At 58.9% G+C, this 25244-nt stretch carries 9 protein-coding genes and 1 pseudogene; 3 read left to right on the top strand and 7 right to left on the bottom strand.

The features are described 5' to 3' along the window. Positions 1 to 3: 3 nt before the first annotated feature. Together ACXAJT_RS25045 and ACXAJT_RS25040 are read right to left on the bottom strand one after the other, a co-directional pair. Entirely contained in the window at positions 4 to 1935 is a 1932-nt protein-coding gene (locus ACXAJT_RS25045) for a hypothetical protein (protein WP_475240927.1), read from the bottom strand. A gap of 24 nt (positions 1936 to 1959) precedes the next feature. Further along, positions 1960 to 2313, bottom strand: a complete 354-nt coding sequence (locus tag ACXAJT_RS25040) for an Hpt domain-containing protein (protein ID WP_475240924.1) — start codon at positions 2311 to 2313, stop codon at positions 1960 to 1962. Positions 2314 to 2493: 180 nt separating this feature from the next. On the opposite strand from ACXAJT_RS25040, the pseudogene ACXAJT_RS25035 reads away from it, so the two are divergent. Next, positions 2494 to 2791 (top strand): annotated as a pseudogene (locus ACXAJT_RS25035) (IS110 family RNA-guided transposase); the annotation flags it as partial. On the opposite strand, the gene ACXAJT_RS25030 reads toward ACXAJT_RS25035, so the two are convergent. Then, a complete protein-coding gene (locus ACXAJT_RS25030) occupies positions 2689 to 3090 on the bottom strand; it encodes an LLM class flavin-dependent oxidoreductase (protein ID WP_475240959.1) in 402 nt (133 codons plus the stop codon). The pseudogene ACXAJT_RS25035 and the gene ACXAJT_RS25030 overlap by 103 nt on opposite strands. Positions 3091 to 3237: 147 nt before the next feature. Further along, on the bottom strand, positions 3238 to 4233 hold the full coding sequence (locus ACXAJT_RS25025) for a zinc-binding alcohol dehydrogenase family protein (protein ID WP_475240920.1): 996 nt from the start codon (positions 4231 to 4233) through the stop codon (positions 3238 to 3240). A 103-nt stretch (positions 4234 to 4336) separates the two neighbouring features. Here ACXAJT_RS25025 and ACXAJT_RS25020 point away from each other — a divergent pair, with 103 nt between their 5' ends. Then, complete coding sequence (locus ACXAJT_RS25020; RefSeq protein ID WP_475240917.1) at positions 4337 to 5236, top strand: LysR family transcriptional regulator; 900 nt, start codon at positions 4337 to 4339, stop codon at positions 5234 to 5236. On the opposite strand, the gene ACXAJT_RS25015 is transcribed toward ACXAJT_RS25020, so the two are convergent. Continuing rightward, the gene (locus ACXAJT_RS25015; RefSeq protein ID WP_475240914.1) at positions 5187 to 5711 is read right to left on the bottom strand and encodes a TetR/AcrR family transcriptional regulator; all 525 of its coding nucleotides are present in this window, start codon (positions 5709 to 5711) and stop codon (positions 5187 to 5189) included. The two genes, ACXAJT_RS25020 and ACXAJT_RS25015, sit on opposite strands and share 50 nt — an antisense overlap. 69 nt (positions 5712 to 5780) lie before the next feature. Between ACXAJT_RS25015 and ACXAJT_RS25010 the strand changes: the two genes are divergently transcribed. Then, the gene (locus ACXAJT_RS25010; protein WP_475240911.1) at positions 5781 to 6851 is read left to right on the top strand and encodes an alcohol dehydrogenase family protein; all 1071 of its coding nucleotides are present in this window, start codon (positions 5781 to 5783) and stop codon (positions 6849 to 6851) included. Between the two features lie 127 nt (positions 6852 to 6978). Here ACXAJT_RS25010 and ACXAJT_RS25005 read toward each other — a convergent pair whose 3' ends face one another. Together ACXAJT_RS25005 and ACXAJT_RS25000 are read right to left on the bottom strand one after the other, a co-directional pair. Further along, positions 6979 to 7128, bottom strand: coding sequence for a hypothetical protein (locus ACXAJT_RS25005; RefSeq protein WP_475240905.1), 150 nt, complete (start codon positions 7126 to 7128; stop codon positions 6979 to 6981). 146 nt (positions 7129 to 7274) lie between these two features. Further along, entirely contained in the window at positions 7275 to 24977 is a 17703-nt protein-coding gene (locus tag ACXAJT_RS25000) for an Ig-like domain-containing protein (protein ID WP_475240900.1), read from the bottom strand. Positions 24978 to 25244: the final 267 nt, after the last annotated feature.

The following is a 25244-nucleotide window of genomic DNA, read 5'->3' as shown; positions in this document are numbered from 1 at the left end:
ATCTCAGCCTTTCAAATCGCCACCGCGGCTTCGGTAGATTCGTTGGAATACCACAAGTATGACCAATGTCAGCAGCGCCCAGAGCATACCGACAATCCAAGGGCGATATTTTGCAAGAACCTGAGCAAGACTGGCACGATCTGGATAGCTTACGGAAAGCACAGGGTTCGTCCTCATTGACGTTGAGACGATCATTCCCTCCTGCCCGAGCAACGCCAAGTCGCCACGATTGAAGATCAGCGGCGTCCGCTCCGTCGGTTCGGGCGCGGGTCCGCGTCCTGGGCGAAGCCAAATGCCCTCCTCTTCGTTACGAGTCACGATTTGCACTACACCCAAGCGGTCAAGTTCATCGCCCGCGAATACGATTTCACCCTCGCTATTCGAAATCTCGACGCGGCCAGCGTCAAAGGTGATGGTGGGCTCTTCGTCGGCTGGAGAGCTGTCCGAAACCACAAGGAATGGCATCCCCGGCTCAATAGCGCTGATAGTGGCGCGGGGCACGATGTTAGCCCGGTCGGGTATCATACTGCCCGCAACGGTGGCGATCCAAGGCAGGGTTTCGCGGAGGTCAAGCGCAGAATCGAGCACGATCTGCACACCATCACCATAGTCTCGGCGAAGCGTGAAGAAGTGACTTCCAGTGTTGGATTCAGTTAGCTGTAGAGCACTGCCTGGCAGGATCTGCGCCGGGTAACCCTGCGGCTTGAACCGACAGTCCCCCCCAGTGGTTTGGCGCTGAATCGAAATCCGCAGCTGGTTGTCCCTTGCGATTAGGCCCGGCGGGACATCGAAAGTCAAACGCTCAGGCGTACCGGAGGACAACGGCCGATTGCCCAGCAGCGCTTCGTTGAGGAAGACCGAGGCGGTTGCGCCTCGTCCCTCGGCATCAAGCGCCGCTGCCATTACGAGGCTTACCGCCCCCACCGTCTTACCCGCCGGCAAATCGGAAGACTGGAAGGGGACAAGCACATCCTGGGTCGACACGACCGCTCGGGGCGTCAAGTCGGCAGCCAACGCCGTGAGCGGTAGTATGTCCTCGTCCAAGTTGTCCCGCGCGATCGCTGTAGTGATGGTGCTCTCGCCGCCGGCTAGACGGGACCAACTTGTCGCCAGTTGCCATAGTCCAAGCTGCGGATCGGTGCCACGCACCATGAGTTCAGGGAAATCCGCGCCGCTTTTGACTTGCATCTCGCTTTGTACCCCAGAGGTACCAACATCGATCTGCACGGTGCCTTCCGTCCAATTCTGCCCCGTGTTCGTCTCTGGTGAGTCGAACCGGAGGTTGCCCGCCTCGGCGCCGAACAATGCAGAAGCCCGTGTTGTTGCAGCCAATAGACCAAGCGAAGGCTGGTCGGGCAAAACGACGCGCATGCGTTCAGGGCGGAAGACAGAAAATTGAGCAGGCGTTTTGATGCGCTCGGGGTCAAGTGCCAGTGTCACTGTCGATTCCGGCGCGATCTGGATGAAATCTCCAGACGCCCGTTCATCGACGCAGACCCGGTCAGAGAAAGCACCTGAATAAGTCAGGCCGATCGCGAGAAAACCGGAAGAGACCGCAGCGGCGTCGAACGGCACCTCTAGGCTGAAAGTTTCGTGTCGGTCTCCGAGACCCTCGGTCAAGGCCGGCCTTCCGGCCACAGAAACTTGAAGGTACCGGTCCACTGGTACCGTGGCACCGTGTGAGATCCTCAACGTAATAATCCCGTTGAGCAAGGGCGTGGCATCCGGAACCGGTATGAAGACTGTAGCTTGCCCCGAAAGCTGGCGAAAGGTCAGCCCGGTTCCAAAGCCTGCCTCGCGTAGCGTGATGCTTCTCTTAATCGATTTCGAAGACATTTCGACGGTCGTGGAGGGCAGATCGTTCGCATGCTCCTGCGCCCACGCCCCAAATGGCATGACGGCAATGATGCCGGCGGCAATACTGGCAAATTTCACGAGAGGTTCATCCTTTGACTTCACTCAGCAATCCGCGAGCTTCGAAGTTGCAACAGCAAGCATATCACAAACCGAGTCTTGAATGACTGAGCGGCTTTCCTCATCGAGAGGCGTACCACGAGCATCAGATACTTCTGCGATTGCCAAACCCCGGCGGGCTGCAACTTCGATGCCATAAAGCTCAAGCATCGCGGCACTCCCAGCGATGTCATGCAGCATCCTGTGCAGCTTGCGAGAGCGGCTCTCCTTGGTATCCTCATCCTCGGAGCCGGCTAGAACATCTGAGATCGTTCGGGCGCGCTGGGGAAGTTCCGAGAGAAATCGCTTGCGGATGCATTCTACGCGCTCTGAGAACGCCATGCCTTCAGTTTTTGTCATATCTGCTCTCTTCCATCTGCCTCAAGCCTAAGCTCAATAAGCTCTTGCGGAAAGAGAAATTAGGCAGCCCCTAGTGTTCCGAGAAGGGATGGTTGCCGCCCTGCCAGACGGCATCGCAATGTGCCAGGATGGTGGCGTTGAAAGCCACTAAGCGAGGCGGACGGCGAGAAGAAGGATACGATGATTGGGGTGGACTTGGCAAAGCGAGTTCTCCAGGTTCACCGAGCAATTCCGGCAGTTCATGTCCGAGCAGCCCGCCTGCCTGGTCGTGTTCGAGGCTTTCGGCAGCGCGAGCTACTGGGCGCGGCAGATGGAAGCACTTGGCCACGAAGCCAAACTGATTGCGCCGCAGTACGTCCGGCCCTTCGTAAAGCGTCAGAAAAATGACGCGGCTGATGCCGAAGCGATCGTGTTCGCGGCGCGCCAGCCAGAGATGCGCTGTGTCGCGCCGAAGTCAGCAGAGCAGCAGGCCATGGCCGGATATTCCTCGGGGCGATCTCCCGAGGCCACGCCAAGGATCAGCCGTCCGCCTGACAGCTGATCGACCGAGGCCGCGGCCTTGGCCACATGCGCGGGATGGCGCAGCGGCAGCACGATGGATGCGACGCCAAGCGCGATGTCGCTGGTCTGCCCCGCGAGGTAGCCAAGGTATGTAAACGGATCATACAGCTGCCCCGCATCGCCAAAGCTCGGCACGTCAAACGGCACATTCCGTAGCCAGACCGCACGAAAACCAAGCGTCTCGGCCCGCTGGATCCGCGCCAGATGGCCAATCATGTCTGGCACCGGACTATCCGGATAGGCGGTGATCGGGACCACCAGACCAAGGCTCAACCGCCCGGCCTGAAAGGTGCCGTCGTAGCCCCTGTTGATTTGCGGAAAGCTGTCCAAGTGGTCTCGCATGTCTGGCTCCTTCCCCCAAGTTTAGGCGGACAGGCCCGGCAGCACCTGCTTGCCGATCACACGCCCGCTTTCCTGCCGTTCATGCGCGGCGGCGAGAGTGCCGGGCGTCAGCACGTGGGCGCGTTCGGTGACGGTAGAGATCAGCTCGCCCGCATCCAGCATCGCCGACACACGGTTCAGCAGATCGCGCTGCGCCTCCATATCGGTGCCGAACATCGACCGGGTGAACATGAACTCCCAGCTGAGAGTCAGCGCCTTGGGCTTGGCGGGCGCGATGTCGAGCCCCTCAGGGTCGTCGGTCAAGGCGACGTGGCCGCGCGGGGCGATCAGCTCGATGATGGCGGGCCAGTGTTGGTCGGTGGCGGTCAGGGCGGATACGTAGTCCGGCACCAATGCCAGGTCGCGCAACTGCGCGGCAATGTCACCGCGGTGGTCGATCACGTGATCCGCACCCATCCGGCGCACCCACTCCAGCGTCTCGGGGCGCGAGGCGGTGGCGATCACCGTCAGCCCGGTCAGGCGCTTGGCCAGCTGGATCAGGATCGAGCCGACACCACCCGCGCCGCCGATGACCAGCAGGCTCTGGCCCGCGCCTGCGCCCTCGGTTAGGCGGAAGCTGTCGAACAGCATTTCCCAAGCCGTGATAGCGGTCAGCGGGAGGCCTGCGGCTTCGGTGAAATCCAGCGAGGCCGGTTTGCGCCCGACGATGCGTTCATCCACCGCGTGGAATTCGGCGTTGGTCCCGGGGCGGGTGACGTCGCCGGCGTAGAAAACCTCGTCGCCGACCTTGTAGCCCGTCACGTCTGGTCCGGTTTCGACCACCACACCTGCGGCGTCGAAGCCAAGGATGCCAAGCCCTTCTGGTGCCCGGTTCGCACGAAGCTTCACGTCGACCGGATTGACCGAGATCCCCCTGACCGCGACCAGAAGGTCACGCGGGTGCAGCTCGGGGCGGTCGGCCTCTTGCGCGGTCAATACGGTGGCGGCGCCGGTCTGAGTGTATCCGATGGTTTTCATGGCGTTTCCTCTGCAACTTGCTTGAGGACAGACATACATCCTTGAATTTCAGAATAAACGGCTCATATCAAATTTCAGTTTTCCGGTTTTCAGGATAATCTGCATGGAGATTGAAACTCTGCGCCTGTTCGTTGCGGCAGCTGAGCGGCTGAACATCAGCGCTGCCGGGCGCAGCCTTGGCCTTGCGCCCGGCATGGCTAGCGCGCGGCTGGCGAAGCTGGAACATGAGCTGGGCGCAGAGCTGCTGCACCGCACTACCCGCAAAGTGTCGCTGTCGCAGGAAGGGGCCGCATTTCTGCCCTACGCGCGCGAGATCCTCGCGCAGTCAGAGGCCGCGCGCGCTGCCCTCGGCCTGAATGCGGAGCGCCCCACAGGCACGCTGCGCTTTGCCGCGCCAAGCAGCTTTGCCCAACTGCACATCATGCCGCTTTTGCCCGCATTTCACGCGGAATATCCGGACATCACACTGGATCTGCGGCTGTCCGACACCCGCATGGACCTGATCGAAGGCAGCTTTGATCTGGCCCTGCGCAGCGCACCCTTGCAGGACAGTAGCTTGCGGGGTCGCAAACTTGGCGACGACACCCGCGTTCTTTGCGCCGCGCCGGAGTATCTTGGGCGGCATGGCACGCCAATGACGCCGGAAGATCTGGACGGCCACGACCTGTTGTCCTGGGGCAGCACCGCCCCCCGTGACCTGCTTGCCGGGACCCGTCGCTTTACGCTCGATCCGGCCCGCATGATCTGCCGCACGATCCTCGATGACGGAACGGCACAGCGCATCGCCACGTTGGCCGGCGGCGGGATCTCGATCAACTCGCTCTGGAGCGTTTCCCACGATATCCGCGCGGGGCGGTTGGAACATCTGTTGCCCGACTGGCGGCTTGCCGATGCGTCGGTGCTGTGGCTGATCTATCCCCGGTCCAACGTCCTGACACCGAAGGTGAGAGTGTTCATGGACTTTCTGCTGGCACGGTTGACACCAGCGCCTTGGCTGCCGTGACGGCGGCCTGACCATGCAGGGGCCACGACTGGGTCAGTCCCTCGAGGATCAGCAACAGCGTCACCTCATGGCCTGTCAGTCCGGTCGCATCCGCTGTCCGCTGAGCGACCTCTTGTTTGTGATCCTCCAACAGCTGCCGCAGCGGCTGATTGGTAGGGTCGGCGGCCACGGCGGCATGAAACAGGCAGCCATGGGTTGCCTCGGTCTGCATCCACAAGGCAATGCGGTCCATCAACAGAAACCGCACCGCCAAAGGGTCCGGCGGCAATCCATCGAGGATATGGGACAGGTAGCGTTGGTGGCGATGTTCCAGCGCGGCCAACACCATCTCAGCCCGCGATGGCAGGTACTTGTAGAGCGTGCGCAGGCTGACATCTGCCGCCGCGCGCAGCGTGTCTACGCTGGGTTCGGCAAAGCCATGCTGGGCAAAGGCGCGCTCCAGCCCTGCGGCGATCTTAACTAAAGTCTGGGTCATGGTTGACGAGGTAAAGTAATCCCTCTACCTGCGCAAGGTAGAGGGATCGTTTTACATGTTGGAGTCGATATGACGCTGCCAGACACAATGCACGCCGTCCTGCTGACCGGACACGGCGGTCTCGACCGGCTGAACTACCGCGACGACGTGCCTGTCCCGCGTCCGGCGGCGGGCGAGGTGCTGATCCGCGTCGGAGCCTCTGCCGTGAACAACACGGATGTGAACACCCGTACCGGCTGGTATTCCAAATCCGTGCGCAGCGACACGAACACCGCCGCAGTCACAGGCTATGACGGCGCGTCTGACGTCGATGGTGCATGGTCAGGGGCGCTGTCGTTTCCGCGCATTCAAGGGGCCGACGTCTGCGGGAAAATCGTGGCCGTAGGGGGCGGCGTGGACCCGGCGCGCATCGGCGAGCGTGTCCTCGTGCAGCCAATGTATCATCCCGAGGGCAGCCCTGACGTGTATGCGCTTGAGACCTTCGGATCCGAACGCGATGGCGGCTTTGCCCAGTTCACCACCATTAAATCGGCACAGGCGCTTGCCATCGACAGCCCGCTCAGCGATGTGGAACTGGCCAGCTTTCCCTGTGCCTTTTCCACCGCGGAGGCCATGATCCAGCGGGCGTCACTGGCGGCGGAGCGTGTCCTGATCACCGGCGCTTCCGGCGGCGTGGGCTCTGCTGCGATCCAGCTGGCCAAGCGGCGCGGCGCCCATGTTTCCGCGCTCACCAGCCCAGCCAAGATGAAGTCGTTGCGCGACTTGGGCGCGGACCAATGTTTGGCGCGCGAAGATGTGCTTCCAACGGATGGCTTTGACGTGGTGGTCGACCTTGTGGGCGGCGCGTGCTGGCCGGAGCTACTGGACGCGCTCGCCATCGGCGGGCGCTACGTGACCTCCGGCGCAATCGCCGGCCCGATCGTAGAGCTTGATCTGCGCACCCTGTATCTGAAGGACCAAACCCTGCTGGGTAGCACACGACAGGCGCCGCAGGTGTTCAGCGATCTTGTGGGCTACATCGAACGAGGAGAAGTCCTGCCAACAATTGCCAGTGTTTTTGATCTGGCGAACATTAGGAATGCTCAAACCGCGTTTCTTGAGAAATCGCATGTGGGCAAAATTGCGCTACGCATTCCTTGAGACCGCAGCTCTTGAATATCAACGGTCGAACGAGTGGGAAACCAGTCATCTGCCTCGCCTTGTAGGAAGGTCGGCTCTGGGCCGAGTTGCCAACGGACGGAAAACGGGTCGAATATCGCCATGGTGCTCAGCCGAAGGAAGCAATGGTCAACATCGGATGGAAGCAGACGAATGCACCCGCAGCGAAGCTCTCGCTCGGGCGCGGTAGTTTGGGCTCGTAGGGGCCGATCGCTGCGCTCAACCCGAACGGCAGGAAGCTCGCATAGCCGTGGCCCATCCCGACATCTCCCGCAGAAATTTTCGGGAGATGTCGGTCGGCATGGTGTCAGGCCAACAAGGCCATGAGCCACAGGCTGCACCATTTACTGCAAGGGGCTAGGCTGAAGAGCGCCCCTTTGCGTTTCTTTTTGATCTGCGATCCGATTACCCGAGGTCGGTGTATTCGATAATCAGGATCGGGGCGTCGCCGGACTCGAAACTGTCGATCTTTCTCACACCATTCCCGTCCTCGATGACGAAGGAGATGTCATTCGACCCATTGAGATCACCTGACCAGGCATCCACGAAATCCTCGAGCATGTCGGAGAAATCGACACTGCGGAAGCTCTCGTTTGCGCTGGGTACATCACTGTCGTTCCACTGGACGAAGTCGAAGACATCGCGATTCATAGGGCCGTCCCCGGTGCTGAAGGTCTGGGCCGATACGCTGTCCTCGATCCCGATGGTCGCGCTCAGCGAGCCGCTGTTGCCACCACCGGAGCGGGTGGTGAACTGCAGATAGGCATCGGTGATATCCATACCTTCGAGGCTCGCCAGATCGAGCCCCTCGTAGCGCAAGCCGATGTCGCGCCCGTTGTCCCCGAGCTCCATGTCTCCCTTGGTGAGGTTGACGGTCCCGCCGGTATTCTGGTCGGTGTCATCGGAGCCACTGACGATATTGGCCGTAATGACCCCGCCTCCGGCTGGCGTTCCTCCGCCCGTAATAGTGAAGTCGAGTTCTTCCACAGCCAGAAGGTCACCGCTTCCGTTCGTTTCTGAGTAACTGGTAGCACGCAGGCTGAACTCGCCAGCCTCGAGACCGGCATCCCAGGGGATGTCGTAGGGCGTGACATTCTCCATCTTGGAGTCGACGACCGCTCCGCCCGACAAGACTTCGAGGAAGACCGAGCCAACCGCATCACCGGTTGTAACGATCCCCGAGAATGTGAACCCGTCGCCGAGCTCGCTGATCGTGAAGGTGTCACCATCCTCCAGAAGATTATCAATCTCAGTGCTTCCACTCAGGACCGAGAACTCCAAGAGGCTGTCCGGCAACACCAGTTCTTCCTCCACCGAGAGCGCGAAGCTGTCGCTGGCGGAATTACCGTCATCGTCCGTGACGCCCACGGTGATCTGGTAGCTTCCCACGGCAATGTCGTCGCCGATGGTCAGCAAACCTGTGCTCTCGTTGATGCTGATCGCACCGGAGATCGCGGAGGGCGCCGAAACCACAAAGGTTAGGTCATCGCCATCGAGGTCTTGGAAAGCGGCCCCAGTATCGATCGAAGAGCTACTGCCGACTTCGAGGCTCAGGTCTTCGATCGGGTCCACCAGCGTGGGAGCGGTGTCCCCCGTGGCCACAAAGGTAGAGTTCGATGCCCCTGTGGACGGGGAGCTCCCTTTGTAGAGGTCCCAGAAGTCTATATGAAAACCATCGCTCCGCCCTGCCAGCGTGATGGTGTGATAGCCGGCCGACAGGTTGAATGTGGCTCCGAAGTTCGCCTCGTGCTCGCTGACACTATCTATGGTCTGCGCCCATCCCCAGCCGGTCGACGCTCCGTAGAGCTTCACGAAACCGGAGTTCGAGACACTGTTCGTCGAGTTGGTCTGCAAGGCTTCGGCATCACCATCGATCTTAAGCCAGATGTCGTTGCGCTGATCGCCCGGGCTGTTGGTGTCCCGAGACGACCGTGCCCGGAAACTCCAGACGCCTTCCTCACCTTCGGGAATGAAGATGGTGTATTCGAGGAAGGAGTTGGTCTGAGGCCCCGTAATGTTGGTGCTGCTTTCCTCGGCGCCCCAGAAATAGTGCCCGCTGCCCTGGGTGCCGTCCTGGGATCCAGGATCGTCGCCCTCGACATAGGTCCACTGCCCGCCGGGATTGGTGCCGCCATTGGCATTGGCATCCTCGACCTGGACCTTGAACCTAGCCGATCCGCCCGAACCGATCATCTCATAGTAGCCCTCGGCACCTTCGTTTGCACTGCCCTCTTGGGTGACTGGTCCGCCTTGGTTGGTAAGATAGACACGGTCGGTCGAGCCAAGCGGCATATCACTGCCCGGATCGATAACCGAGGCTCCCACAACCGCCGGTGCAGTGGAGAACCCGTTGGTGTAGGAGGTCCCGCTGAACGTCTGCCCGCCGCTGGCATTCAGCCAGTCGAAGGCATTATCCGGCAGCGTGGCGCTACCACCGGCCCCGATAAGCACATCGTAGAACTGGAAATCACCTGCGTTGTTAACCTCGAACTCCGGATGTGCCTCGGCAAGACGGTCATCGACGAGTTCGGCAACACCGTTGGTGTTGTTCACCACCGGATTGATGCCGCGGCTTAGGGTCACGCGCACAGTGTCGCCCGGATCACCGCTGACGATGATTTCCGGAATGGTACCGCCGTAGGTCCCAACCGCACCGGAGTCGGTGCCATTGACGGTGACCGAAGCAGACTTCTCAGTCGCACCCTGTGTTGCGACACCGACGCTGCCGGCCTGCGAGCCGTCCCCACCGAGATAGCCGGTGGCGAAGGTTTCATCGTCGAACATCACTGTGAAGCTCGAGCCGATAAGCTCTGCCCCGGACACACCGCCGACGTCCCATCCGGAGTTCGGGTCGACACCGTTGGAGCCGCTCTTATCAAGGCCGGCGATGGAATTGGGGTCCATGTCCCCGGAGAAGCCAATTTCCTCCCCCTCACCAAACCCTGTACCATCCATTTTGATCAGAATACCGCGATATCCACCATTGGAGGCCTTTCCCGTACCCGTGGTATTAGGCAATGGGTCGTCCCCGGCGAAAATATATCCGGAGCTTGTATCGAACTCAGCGCCGGTCTCACCCGAGCCACTGTTGATAGCGAAGTGCTTTGCGGCATTGTCCCCACCCGCACCATCTGGGTCGACCACGCTGTCGCCGTAGAGCGCATTGCGGAAGTCCAGTACTACTGCGGCAATCTGCTTATCACCGGTGTTTTCGAGTATGAAGCTATCGCTGGTGTAATTGGATTTCTGAACGTTGCCAGAGCCCTCCATGACACGAAGCTCGACGCTGCCGATGGCACTGCCATCATAGCTACCATTGTTGTCCACATCGTTGAGCCCCTGCAGGATTTCCACAGCGTCGCCACTGTCTGCAGGTGGATCGATCGGGGCCGGCGTGAAATCGGCAAGCTTCATGCTTTCTACGCCGACAGTAAAGCTGTCTCCGGCCCCCCAATCTGTCGAGGTCACCCCGAATGCAGGTACAATTCCCGACGTTCCTGCCAGGACATCAGCCATTGCACTTCCGGCGTCTGGCGTGATGGTCCCGACAGTGCCGGTGCCCATAGTCTGACCCGAGGCATCTAGGAGCTCGTAGTAGCCGGTGAAGTTCCCCGCGGAAACATCCGCCGCGAGCGTGAGCTTGACCTGCGCAAAGCCCGTCGCCGAAACTCCGCTGGGGTAGGGGACCTTCACATCTGTGCCCGAGAAGCTTCCGCGACCGGAAATCTCGAAGCCATCCCCCGGGTTGCCGGTAGTGAGCTTGATGAAATCCCCGGTGGTTGCCGTGGAAGCGCCTGCAGCACCCGTCAGAGAGATAATCAGGCCGTACTGCGAGTATTGGGTCAGTGCGGCGCCATTGTAGACCGGGTTGTCGAAGACAGCTTCGAGCGCAAAGTCATTCTGCACGTCCGCAAGGAAGGTGAAGGACTGCTGTGCATCCTTGGTGTCCGGGTTGGTGGTCTGCAGCTCCAGCCGGCCGTTGGAGATCTGCGCGCCATTGTTGGTGGCGTAGTCGATCTCCGCGGTGCCATCGGCTGTCTGGGCAACTCCTGTGAAGCCAGCGGCAAAGGGCGATGTGCCATCCGCCAACTGAGTGAAGTCGAGGTTGATTTCCCCAGCCTCCGATAGGCTAACTCCCTGGTTGGTCGCATCGTAGGCGGCGCGGTCATCGAGGTTCGTGATGCCATCGCCATCGATATCGTCATCCGCGCTGTTGATTATGCCGTCCCCGTCGAGATTGCCCGACAGTTCCAGATCACCATCATCAACCGGCGGCTCTTCGGAGCCACCCCCGAAGTCCAGAGTGAGGGATTGCGCCACGCTGTCGTTCCCGTTCGGGACCGTTGCCAGATCGAGAATTTCTCCTGAAACCAGCGTCACGCCGACCTCCATACCTTCGCTCCAGCCTCCGTTGGGCGCGGCAATCTCGTAGCTGGCAACGGTGCCGTCGAAGCCCAGAAGGGTGACGTCGGCGCTGACCAGAAAGCCTGATACAGTGACCTGCAAGTCTTCCGCACCGAGAGTGCTGGTATCGATCCCACTGGCGTCGCTCAGTGTAAGATCCACCACGATCGAAGAAACCGCATCCACCGGATTGGTCAGCGACATGACCGCGGCCGGCGCCGTGGTATCCTCTGTGGGGACCGACGCAGGTCGGATGACCTCGAACGCGTTTACGATTGGGTTTTGTGCAACATCCTTGACAAAACCAATGTCGAGAACACCGTCCGTCACCTCGACGTCCTCGGTCAGAACCGCAAGGTCCGCACCATATGTGCCACCCGGATTGATGTTGTCGAACGCGGAAGGCACCGAGCCTTCCAGGGTCGCATCGAAGTTCCGGTTGTCGGTGTCATGGAACCCGTCATAAAGCTCAGCAATATAGAGATTTACTTGGTAGGTCCCGTTCTCAACAAGAATGCTGTAGGTGAAAGGATCGTTGCTGCTCCGCGCGGTATCGAGCACAGCCTGTGGCACGCCATCGGGGATTGCGGACTGACTGCCGGCGTAGCCCTGCGTGTCCCCCCGGCTATCCGTCGTCGACAGGTAGGGATTGTCCGCAGAGCCGTTGCCATCAGAACTCCAAACAGGTCCACCATCGGTCGCGGCGACCTCCGGCCCAAAGGCGTTGATCCGATAGATCACTACGTCTTCTGTCGGTGTCGAAGTGGACTGGCCTACGGCCACGGTGAGAGTCACGGGCTCAGCACTATCGAGTTCGCCGTCATTGGCGAAAATCGCAATTGTATAGCTGCCCTCAGCCACAGTCTCATCAACCAATAGCGTACTTCCGTCCAGCGTGATGCCCGTGGGAAGCTCGCTGCCGTCAGACAGTTCCGCACGGAGAGCGAGAACTGCCCCCAGATCCTGATCTTCGACCAAAAGGTGTGAAAGATCGACAGAGCCAGCTTCGCCACTTTCCAGTTCGACGTCATCGATCGCGCCGGAGATTTCCGGAGCCTCGTTGACATCCTCCAAGGTTACGCTGACGTTCTCCGTCGTTTCGTTCACGCCGTCGCTGGCGGCTACCATGAACTCAAAGACATTGTCGCCATCGAGATCGGCCGGGAACTCGAAATCGGGCGCTTCATTGAAGCTGATTTCGCCCGTTTGCGGGTCGAGCGTAAAGAGTTCCGCATCATCGCCCCCGGTGAGGCTGTAGAAGATATCGCCACCCTCGGGGTCAGTGGCGAGGATATTGCCCACTTCGGTTTGGTTCTCCGAAAGAACGAACGCAGGATCGCTCTCGAATGTCGGATTAAGATCAGCATTCTGCACGGTGAGCTGCACATTCGAGAACGTGCTCTGCGCACTGGAGTCAGCATCATCATCGTTGATGAAGACAATGTAGTCGAACTCCATGCCCGCATAGTCTGCAAGCGGGATCTCGACAGTGACCGTCCCGTCTTGCGGGCTGTACCCGAAGTAATCCTGATTGGCGAATGCAGACCAGCTCTGCGACCCCGCAAGTTGGAAAAGGACCTGCTCGGAGCTGTTAAAGCTGCTGTTGGCCTCCAAGCCGATGCCCAAGATCTCGCCAATATCGCTCGACGAGAACTCGAACCGCAGGACGCTCTCTCCATCTGGAATGTAAGGCTGTGGCAGCGCCACCTTCTTCCAGGTGTTACCCTCAAGCGCCAGAGAGTTTTGGGTCGCGGTGTAACCCTCAGGAGTGGCGTCGTTAGGCGATGCATAACCGCTGATCGGCATCGCTGTGAAATCGATATCGATGGCATTGTTGGATGGCACATCAGGCTCACCCACAGTCACAGAAACAGTTCCTGAGCTTGTCCCACCCCGCGGATCCGAGATCACATACTCAAAGCTCGCAGATCCGGTGAAACCGGCGTTCGGAGTGAAGATGACCTGGCCGTCTTCATACTGAACCGTACCGCCAACAGGACTCCCGACACTCTCCAGCGCGAGCACATCGCCATCGCCATCTGTGTCATTGGCCATTAGGTCCGCTGGCGTGAGATATAGCGTCTCACCTATCATTGTCTGGTAGCTATCGGCGACTGCCTCCGGCGTAGAGTTCACCGTGAGGAAGACGGTCGCGGTATCGTCTCCGCCAAAGCCATCGGCGATCGCATAGGTGAAGCTGGCGGTGCCGGCAAAGCCGTCATCCGGAGTGAAGTAAATTAGGCCATCTTCGAAGGATGCTGTGCCATTTTCGGAGCTTTCGATGCCGGTGATGGAGAGCGCATCGCCCTCGGCATCCGTATCGTTGGCGAGCAGCGCGGAGGGCAAGAGGGTGATGGTTTCTCCGCCTTCCACCTGGAGCGGCCCGTCATCGACGCCGATGGGGGCTTGGTTGGTGATGTCCTTCTGCACGATCTGGACGTCGGTGTAGCGGCTGTTGGCTGTCGCGCCGCCGTCATGGTCATTTACGAAGTAGAGGTACTGGAAGCTTTGGCCCGCCCAATCCGCAAGGGCGATCTCATAGGTGACCGGACCCTGACCTTCCTGGTACGTATCAAAGTCCTGCTCCGCAAAGGAGCCCCAATCTTGCGAACCCGCAAGCTGGAAGAATGCCTGATCATCCCTTGTACGGAAATTGTTGTCGTTGCCGAGGCCGATCGCGATGATCTCTCCGACATCCGTAGACTCCAAGGTAAAGCGCAGGACCATATCATCTGTCACTGACAGTGGAGTATCGAGAAGAAGTTTCTTCCAAGTATTGCCCGCAAGCGAGAGGCTCTCGCCGGCATCCTCCACCGTCGCACCACCGGAGTGATCTTCGTTATCAAACGAAGAGATGCTCTGCGCATCGAAGAAGATGTCAGTCACGCCCTGCGATCCTGTATCCTCCTGGACGATCACGAGGGTCACGCTGGCGGTACTGATCCCGCCAAAGCTGTCCTCAATCGTATAATCAAACGAGGCTGGTCCGAAATATCCCTCATCCGGAGTGAAGGTCACCTGGCCTTCCTCGAAGGACACGGTGCCATTCACCGCATTCGAAACAGAAGTCAGCGTCAAGACGTCCCCCTCAGCATCGAGATCGTTCGCCAAGAGCGCCTCGGGCAAGATAGCCAGAGGTTCGTTCTGCTGCCCCGTCAGGCTGTCTGTGATCGCCTCCGGCGCCTCATTCGAGAAATCGACAGCCACGGTGGCGACAGATGTCCCGCCATTCCCATCGGACACAGTGTATTCGAAACTCGCAACTCCGGAGAACCCGGAATCTGGCGTGAAGGTGATGACATCGTCAGCCAAAGTGGCCGTCCCACCAGTTTCATTCTGCACCGAGGTGACGATCAGAGCATCATTTTCCGGATCGCTGTCATTCTCAGTTAGATCGGCGCCAGTAACGGTGAATATATTGCCCGCAGCACTGGTGTAGGCGTCATCCAGCGCAACAGGCGCCTGATTATCAGCCCCATCGGCGAACAGAACTTCCACGTTCGAAAACGCAACGTTGGTTCCCACGACATCGTCGGCATCATTGATAACGAGCAGGTGTGAGAAGGTTTCTCCCTCCCAGCCTTGAAGTGGGATTTCGTAGGTTCTTTCTCCCGACACGTAGTCATTGAAGGTTTGATCGGCAAAGGCGGTCCAGGTCTGAGAACCGGCAAGCTGGAAAATCGGCTGCGTGCCGGTTTGATGGTTATTGTCGTTCTCAAAGCCGATAGCCACGATTTCACCAATCGCGTCAGAGCTCACGGTGAAGCGCAGAACAGCATCGGTGCTTACAGTGAAGCTTTCTTCAAGCGCGACCTTCTTCCACGTATTCCCAGAAAGCTGGATCGCGTCGCCATCTTCGGAGACCGACCATGCGTCCGTCTCTTCATCCTGGGTGCTATAGGAAGATACCGCTCCCTCAGAGAAGGTCACCGAAACACCCTCGATGGGGGTGTCTGTATTTACCGTGACAGCAACCGTAGCCGAGCTGGTGCCCCCATCTGGATCACTCACCTCATATGAGAAGCTTGTCTCTCCGCTGAAGCCGCTTGCCGGGGTGAAAATGATCTCTCCACCCACCAGTTCCGCATTGCCCTCGGCAGCATCCGGTCCGGTCACGGAGACGACCTCGAGCGGCTTGCCATCGGGGTCGCTGTCGTTCGCAAGCAGCTGAGCCGGGTCCAGCGTGAGGGTATCACCTGCGACCATGATGATCGCATCATCCGATGCGACAGGAAGGGAATTTTCTACCGTAACGGAAACCGATGCGCTCGAAGTTGCGCCTTCGGCATCCTGGACCTCATAAGTGAAGCTGGTGACTCCGACAAAGCCGGACGCCGGAGTGAAGACGATATCACCGCCGACGAGTTCCACACTGGCGTCGGAAGGGGTGTCCGCCGAGACCGAGCTGATGGTCAGCTCACCTCCTTCCGGATCGCTGTCGTTGAGCAGAATGTCCGAAGCGGCAATGACCGACGCCGCTGCACTCGGCACCGTGACAATGTCGTCAGCCGCATTGGGTGCAACATTTTCGGAAGCTGGTAGCTGGATCGAGACATCAGAGAAGGCCACAGAAGCGCTTGCGTTTGCATCGTCATCGGCGAAGAAAACCAGGTGGGAATAGCTGGTCCCCGCCCAAGCATCGAGCGGCACCGTGATCTGCACCTCGCCGTCGCCGACAGTGTAGTCATTGAATTCCTGTACTGCGTTACTCCAAGCATCGGTGCCCGCAAGCTGGAAGAGCGGTTGGCCTGCTTGGGTGTGATCGTTGTCGTCGTCCAGACCGATCCCGATGATTTCACCAGCATCTTGCGCTGAGAAAGTGAAGCTGAGGACCATCCCCTCCACGATGGTTACTGGGCTGGCAAGGGCAACTTTCTTCCAAGTATTTCCGGTCAGGCTGAGACCAGCGCCATCCCCTACGACTTCTGCGCCCTCAGGGGTCGTGTCCTGCACGGAATAAGAGGTGATGTCCTCAGCATCAAAGGTGATCGAGACCGCATCCTGAGGTTCTTCTTCGGGGTCATCCACGGTGATGACAAGCTTGCCATCGACGACGGTGCTTCTCACCTGATCTTTCGAAAAAGTCTCCTGCAGAGTGATCGTCGTATCCTCTTGCATATCACCATCGCTATCGATTTGCAGGATGGTGGAGCCGGGGCTTGTGTCGAGGACAGAAGCTTCGTTTGATGCGTCTTCCACGACGATCTGGTCGTCGGCACCAACTCCAGAGATCGTGGAATTGTTGAGTTCTGCAGCTGTGCCTGTGACGGTGTCACTGCCACCGTCGCTAAGGTCAACTTCGTCTTCTTCTCCGGAGCCAAGGCCGATGGAGTTATCGCCAGAGGTTCCCTTGATCTTCACAGAGCCGGTCCCGGTTGCATCGAAGTTTTCGACACTTTCAGGCAGTTGGTAGGGGCTTTCAGAAGTTCCGACTGCTTCACTTCCACTGTAGGAGATCGTGTCGTCGCCCTCAGTGCCTTCGCTCGGAAGGTCTCCGGGCGTGTCCACGGGAATGCTGCCATCAGCGACGTCTTCGATCGTCAGGGTGAAGGGAACAGTATCGTCCGGCGTTGTGCCGACACTCTCATCATCGATACTGACGTCGATTGAAAGGGCCGTGAGCGTTTCGAAGTCAAGAGCGGTGCCGGCCTTGAGGTGGAGTTCGAAGGCTGCGCCAGTGTCCACGATTTCGAAGAGGTCTGCTTGCGGGCCCGTGATTGCAAGCAAGTTTTCCCCCAGATCGTCATCCGAGATTGAAATGTCAGCGACCTTGATTGACGCCGTGGTGTCTGCGTCTTCCGGTAGGGAAGTGAGGATATTTTCGAGCGAGATCGTCGGCGCCAGGTTTTCGGGCGCGTTTTCGATCACGGCACGCAGGGTAACGCTTGTTGCTGCACCTCCTTGGTTGAGCCAAAGGGTGTAGGTCCCGGCCGTGAGTGGCATTGTAAATCCGGGAAACTCGTTACCCTGCGTGTCGGAAGGATCACTGGCTGCCAGCATGGGCAGCAGGTCACCTGTCAGTTGGCCAATTCCATAAATTGCTCCGGCCATGAGCGCTTCAGTGCCATCAGGCTCGCCGGTACCTGGATCAACTGTGATCTGATCTCCACTTTGGAGACCCATAAAGCCGGCGTTGTCGGTGCTGGATGAGACATAGGCATCAAGATAGAGCGCACTGAGCACCATGCCTTCTGGAATCTCAAAGGTGATGTAGTCGCGATCCCGACCTCCGGGCGCATCATCGCCCTGCTGGCTGGCCTGAAGGATGTTTTCGCCAAGGTGCATTTCGCCAATTGAGGTTGGGCTCAGGCGATCATCGGAGAAATCTCCGATTTCCACGGGCGCTTGTCCTTCGAGCGCGTAGCTATCAGCAACATCGTCTTCAACGATGGTCGCGGTGGCAGTCGCGCTGGAGCCAAGGGTGTACCCAGGTGTCTCGATCGAGACAATTTCCACCTCGAGGGTTTCGGTCCCATTCCACCGGCTGTCGGTCGGCATGGGGAAGATGAGTCCCGCGATACCGTCAACGAAGGTGACTGTCTGCGGCAGAGCCAGACCATCGACAGAAATTGTGAGGTCGACACTCCCAGAGAAAGTGGAGTCAGACGCGATAAGTGTGAAGGGAACCTCTTGAGCAAGGTCGTCGCCTGCTTCTGCGATCTCGCCCGGACCTTCGATCGAGACTTCGATGTCGTCATCAACAGCCACGGCTTCACGAATGACCAGTCCTGCGATTTTGGCATTGTCCTCGATCGCCGAAAGCTGGATGGACGCGCTCCCATCCTGAACTTCGACAAGCTCCGTCACCACATAGGGGGTCGAAGCTCCTACTTCTGCAACCAGATCAAGGGCGGATTCCGCCTGGGTTCCCTCGATATCGACATCGAAAATCCGGGCATTTTCGTCGCCCTGGAAAAGTTCGACCAGGTGCACCTCGATGAAGTAGACCCCGTTTGCCACTGGCACCTCGATGGCCAGGTTCGCGGCATAGCGCTCGGTCTCATAGATGCTACCATCGAGCGAGGCATCATCTCCCGAGGCGTCAGAACCCGAGGCACCGTCCTCATATGCGGAGCCAGTCGGCGTAAGCAGGTCAAGGTTCTCGCCTTCGAAGGCAATACCCAGGATGGAATCCTCTGCGATGGCATCGCCGCCGAAGTTGATTGCATGGAGGACGCTTCCAGGAGTGTATTCCTCCGGTTCTGTGGGCAAAACAAGCTCAGCCGAGCTGCTCTGGCCACCTTCGGAGGCGTTGGGCGTTTCGGCCAAGTCGCTGACCTCGCCAGCGACAAGGGTCGCGGAGTATTCACCGTCGGCCCAGCCGCCATCCGGCGCGGCGAAGGTGTAAGTTGCCGTATTGGTCGCATCATCGAAGGCGACAGTCGGAGCATCCCCCGCGCTCGGACCTGCAAGGAGCACATCAGCCGCGTCGATGGTCGACGCATCGATATCCGAGGGATCGGAGTAGTCCACCGTGACCACAAGGGCCCCATCAGCCACCTCTGGAAGCTCAAGCGATACCGTCGCGGCTGGCCCCTCCGTGTCGGCGCCTTCGACAAATTGCGGCGAGGTAATCTGCAGAAAATCCCAGCTTGCCTCAAAGCTTCCGATAGAGGTCCCATAATCGGTCGAGGTCACACCGGCGAGCGTGGAACCCGAGTCAATCGAGGCGATCACGGCCTCAGGCATAACCTGCGGAACAGCAGTCGCAAAACCGGTGGTCAGCTCAGGGCGGATACCACCAAGAATAGCGCCGGTGGCGTCAAAGAAAGTGACGATCTGCGCTGCAGTGCCTGAGGTCTTGTCAATCAGAAGTGTCATTTCCACTGACGCGATGTCGGCCAGATCAAATGGATCGATCGCCGCATCGGAAATCTCTGAAAGCATCACGGTCTGACTGACCGTGCTTTGCGACCACATCTGCACGGCATTGCCCTTGTTGCCGCCGAAGATAATTTTGACGAAGTTGTTTCCGTCTTGGCTAAGGGTGGGATCATCCACCGCGATGATGATACCTTGTTGGGCGTAGTTGGGAATGACCCCGTTGGTGATCCCCTGCGCCTCCAGCACGGCAGGGAAGGGGTTGTCGAACCGGGTTGTTAGGTAGATCTCGTCAAGCTCCGCCGAGGACAGTTCCACCGTCTTGGCAAAGTCGTTCTTGCTGGCCGTGTCAGGCCCTTGTGAGAGGTCTCCATCGGAGGTGTTCACTATGAGCTTTCCGTCGATAACCTCAGTGACGACCGAGGCATCGAGTGCGCCGCTCCCGCCCAAGAGCGTATCGAAGCCACCTTCGGAGAGCGGATCTCCGGCGGTTTCAAAATCGAGCGCATAGAGCGTGCCCCCTTGCGGGATTTGTAGGCTCGTGTCGCTTGCCTCGATGCTCACAGTGGCCGTGCCTGCCGCAATGACAGCATCTTCGCTTGCGTTGCTGACCGAGGTGATGTTCACGGCGAAGCTTTCTGCCCCCTCCTCGAGATCATCGTCGACGATAGGAATGGAGACCTGAACAAAGCTTTGCCCGGCAGGGATCGTGATCGGAGAGACGGGGACGGGGGTACCGATGTCTTCGGCGTCCGCGCTTCCTGGCGCCACGGTGAATTCCACCACGACCTCCTCGCTAGTGTCGCCAGCGCGGGTGAAGGTGACAACTGCCTCACCGCCTTCTGCCCCGGTGGTGTCCGAAACCGAGATGGTGGGCGGGGTGTCCGCGGCGACCGCCTCATAGGCGACGATCGCATTCCAGCCGGGCTGGCCGCTATCGGCATCCATATCGATGGTGATCTGCCCGTCGGTCACGGTCACCGTTTTGGAGATCATGACCGGAGTGTCGGCAGTGCCAGCCTCGGTGAAGGCATCGAAGTTCTCCACCCAGGGCTGCCCGTTGATGGAGTAGTCGCCCTGACGGTTGCCAGCCTGCTCATAGTAGAGTTCGGCAAACCACAGCTCGACGACGTAGACGCCGTTCTCGATGGGGTAGCTCGCGGTGAAGGAACCATTCGCCGAGTCGCGATAGGTGTGAAGTGCGGAGCCATCTAGAGCGGTGTTAGACCCCGTGCTACCCAGAAGGCCATCAATGTTGCTCGAAGTCTTGGAGGACGGGGAATAGTAATCGGGATTATCCGCTTCGAGATCTATCCCGAGGATCGTGTCACCGGTGATGGCCCCGCCATAGGTGACGTCGTTGTCGCCCTCAAGGTTGGCGGTGCCGTTGCTGGTCGGTCCGACATTGATCGCCAATGCAAGCGCGCCCTTGACCAGAGTGTCGAGCCCCGGCTCGAGAATGAAGGCACCCGAAGAGGCATTTGTCACATTGCCTGCTGCGTCTTGGAAAGTCCCTGCAGCAATGGAGATCGCGCCTTCGCCTGCCGGCCAGGCGTTGTCGGCCGCGGTCAGCGTGTAGGTGAGCGTCGCGACAGTGTCGTCGTTGCTCAAGGTCACGACCGGCGCCGAAACGGTTTCCGGAACGATGCCGGAGAAAACCAGTTCGGAGCCATCGAGCCCCTCGAAGCTGGACGCCTCGAAGCCAGCGTTGTCCTCCAGCGTCACGGTGGCGATGCGATCGCCATCCTGGACGCTCTGCGGGTTGTCGACCTCAATCGAGACGATCTCGGGGATCGTGGTGTCTGCGGGTGCCTCATAGTCACCGCCGACCTCCCAAATCACCATGCCGGACAGCTTTGCCTGATCAGCATCGGCCGAAGGGAAGTTGATGTTGATTTGCCCGTCCGTGATCTCGATGAGAAGGGACTTGGTGAGAAGGGTGCCGTTCGATCCGGTTTCGGCGAGGATATCGATGTTGGAGAAGAATTCTTCGCCTTCAACCTCCAGATCGAAGACCCGGCTTCCAATCCCCCCACTTCCCGGGAAAGGAGACCCTCCTTGGTAGATTTCCGCAAAGAGGAAGTCGATCAAGTAGGTTCCGTTGGGTACATCTACTTGATATCCGAACGCACCGGCGTTGGACCGCTCTGTGGCAAGGATGTCATCAAGGTCAGTGTTTGGGTAATCATGGTTCTGCGCATATGCATTGGTATATGCCTTCGTGGCTCCTGGTGTGGTCCAGAAGGTACCATCGGACGTACCGCCTCCGTCGCCCACAAACTCCAGCTCGATTTCGCGCACAGTCCCCGTGGTCACTGAGCCTTCGTCACCACCAGCATTGATCGCGAGCACCGGAGCCAGCGGCGGGACTGTGCTCACCACGAGGCCCTCAGCAGAGTCTTCAAAATTGAAAAGATCTGCACCGTCGGATACCTGAAATTCTTCAAAATCAGGCCCGGAGAAGGTGATCTGTGTCGTGCCGTTGATCGTGACGATGGCCGAGCCTTCGGCATAGCTGACATCGAGGTTGTTTGTCGACGCATCCGAGATGATCAGCTTGTCGTCGGAGGTAAAATCAAGGACCTCGTCGCCATCCAGATTGTCAAGCGTCCCAACGATGCTGTCCTCGCCCTCGCCGGTTGCGATCACATTCGCGCCGGAACCGACAACGACCTTGTTGGCGAGATCATTTGCGGTGATTGCAAAATCTGCATCGGACCCTGAGCCGTCGAAATCCTCGACATCGGCCGCCAGAGCCAAGGCGGTGTCAGTTCCGGTATAGGAAATCTGGTCGTGGCCAGCGGTGCCGCTCTGGGCGACTTCAGAAGCAGTGCTTGCTTCGATCTCGTTTCCGAAGGCCTCGATCTCAATGTTGTGGATATCCACAGCCTGCAACGCTGCGCCTTCGCTGGTTTCAGCGACCACACCAATGCTTGCACCGGACAGCGCCGAGCTATCACCGTCGGAAATCGTATGTGTGCCATTCAGGACATCTTGCAGGACGCCCTCTGGGAGGGTGAAGCCGCCAAGATCAAGCTCAGTAAAAGCGGTTGTCCCGAGGGTCGTATCATCGCCGAGGCGATAGAATGCACTGACTGCGTAACCATCGTCGATGTCGATTTCCAGGCGCAGATCCACCAAGGAGTTTGCTGGAGCCTCGAGGCTTTCTAGCGAAAGCTGCGTAAGTGTCTGGTAGTTGGTATCGTCAATTTCAAACCCGACTTCGATGCCCGGCTCACCATTCACGTCGCCGAAAACAAGGCGGAGGAAATTCGATTGCGTACCATCACCGAAGACCATGCCGACAAGCTGACCGTCCTCGACGGGCTGTGACAAAACCCAATTGGCTGCCGTCAGCGTCGCGACGATCCGGCCTACGTCGGGATTGGGCCGAATGCCGGTGTGCAGTGCGTCACGGGCGGTATTGCCCGTGCCAACCATCGTGCCAGGAACCACTTCCTTGATCTGCAGAATGGGCGCATTGCCGCCGGGAATGATGTTGCCGGCCATATCATAGAGACCATCTGCCTGATCTGCTGAACCGAGTAGGTCTCCGGCGTCTTGGAGGTATTTTCCAGTGCGGGCGTCCTGGTTGGCGGTCGCTCCAGCCTCTTGCATGTTGTCCGTCTCGGCTACATGCGAAAGGGGGCCGGCTTCGGAGCTGGGGCCGTCGAGTGCCGCGCCCAGAAGTCCGGTATTCCCTCCGATGCTACCTTCGTGTTCGGTCGACTGAGGATCGAAATCGAGGACAATTTTCTGTCCCGGATTCAGCAGGAAACCGTTGTCTGCACTGAATTCGAAGGGGTCATTGTATTTGTCGATGCCGTCAAGATCGGCGTCATCGGGATCAACCACCTCGCTGCCTGCAAGTGGCACGGCACCGTTGTTCGGCTGAAGGATCTTGATCTCGACCGAACCGCCGTAGGCCGCCGTCCATATCGACCCCTGGAAAGCCTGGGACAGTCCGCGCTCTGCATAATCGTCACCCACCGTGGCCAGGCCAAGTGGGACACCCGATGCATCATAGACAGCGCGGTCTGAAGCGGTTGCGTTGGTCCCGCCGGTCGAGGACATGGTACCGTCCTCATTGCGCCCCATGATGATCAGGTCACCATTCGCATAGACGCTGGCGATGATTGCGCCGGACATCTTGATGTCGCCTTCGTCCATGATGGTCGAAGTGTATTCCGCAAGGCCGTTGATCGATCCTTTTCCGGAGTCGAGCGCACCATCGGTCCGGCCGGCTTCGAGATAGTCACCCTCGATGGGATTGGTCCAAGACACGATCTCGGCGATGTCCGCCGGCAGACCAGACTGGCCGACGAGCGTGCCATCCTGCGGCGCCGGGTCGCCAGCTACAACTGCCGCACCGGAACCATCCGCAAAGGTGTAAATGTCATAGAGAACGCCAGGGGTGACCTCGAGAACTTTCTTGGTCAACTCCCCTGCCGACACCTCGCCGCTCTCGCTTTCCACCTGCGAAAGCCAAGCCACGACCTGATCGTAGTCGTCGGTGCCTTCGGCATAGGACGACTGGTCCGACACCAGCAGAAACGCGTTCGTGGTTCCGCCCTCAGGAGAGAAAAGCAGGCCCGCCTTCGCACCGTCTGCACGTGTCGGGTTCGGATGTCCGCCATAAACGTAGGTCAGCCCATCAGGACCAACATAGGTAGCGACGGGGCCGTTACCGCCGATAGAAAGATCGCGACCGTCGAGATCATCGGAGCGAGTGACTTCGTGGAAGCCATCGTTGTTGGAAGGGTTGAAGCCGGAGGGAACCGAGATCTCATCAGCCCCCAGACCATCACCGTTGTTTAGGTTGGTTGAGATATAATTGGGGTCCTGATCATAGTCGATTGTGCCTCCGTTATCTCCGGCTTCGCCATGTGGCCGGCCACCCCAAGAGTTGTTGGCGCCGTTGTCATAGGTCCAGACGCGACCGTCTTCGGTCACCTCGACATCGTAGGAATTGCGGTAGCCCGGCGAGTAGATCGAAACGATCCCGTCCTGCTCGAGGATCGCACTGTTCAGCCCGTCATTACCGCCATTGGGGTCGTTGAGGTCTTCGGTACCTTCGCGGGTCGGGTCGTCGAGGGTCGGGAGATCGTAGATGTACTGGCGATCATCCGTATCGGTGAGCACAGCCATGCTCTTGAGGATCGTGACATCAATGTCCAGGATCGCGGCCGACAGCGGCTGCTCCTGCTGGCCGGCAAAGTTGTTCGACGGAGCGCCGGTGTTGGCGTTGCCGCCCTGCGCAAGCAGGAGACGCTCGGAGATGAGAGTACCGCTTTCATCGAACTCCTGAATCATCTCCATGCCGTTGCTGGCATGGTTTTCTTCCGAGCGAGGCAGGCCGCGCACGATGTCCACCTGATCCCAGGAGTTCTGGCCGTCCTGGGTCAGCATTGTGATAACGCCTGAGTTCGTATCGAGCCCGACATCATTGCCTGACCCTCCGGCTCCAATACGCTTATCGCTGGAGCTCACATACATCGTGACGGCCTCTGTATTCCCGAAGGCCTCGGTGGTTATGTTCCCGTCGCTGTCGACGTAGAGCTGATTGCCGTCCTGGTCATATTGCGCTGTGACCTCGACACCAGTGATTTGGCGCTGGGTGCTACTATTTAGGGAGCCGTCATCATTGTGATTTTGAACATCGAGATTCATGCTCACCGCAGACTCTACGAAGAACGTCATCGTATTGTCGTCATCGGTGGGGTCAACGTCGCCAAAGGCGACCCTCAAAACGTTAATTGTACCACCGTTCTCGGTTACATACAGGCGACCATCCGGCCCCCACACCAGTGCGGTAGGTTGCGAAAGAGAAACCTTGCCGTTCAGATCAAGAGAGCTCGACGAAAAATTGTTCGTGACAGCCATTTTAAATACCCCGGCGCTGTTTGTGCAGCACTCGGAGCGCAATTATCTGAAATCAAATAATAAAATAATAAAATTAGCGCACCTGCGTTACCAGGTGAGGTACAAAATATAGAAGATCTCGACGCCTACGCCCCCAAGAACCGCTCCAACTTAGATTTGAATAATGAATTCAGTCAAACGTATTATCGCATTGTTTTCTAAGTCAACCGCTATCAACAGGTAACGCACTTATTTATTTAACTATAGGGAAAATCAGAGCCTTAGGTG

Source organism: Salipiger sp. ABF4_146, assembly GCF_056161345.1.
The sequence above is the reverse complement of the archived record's forward strand: the minus strand, read 5'-3'. Positions and strand labels throughout refer to the sequence as shown.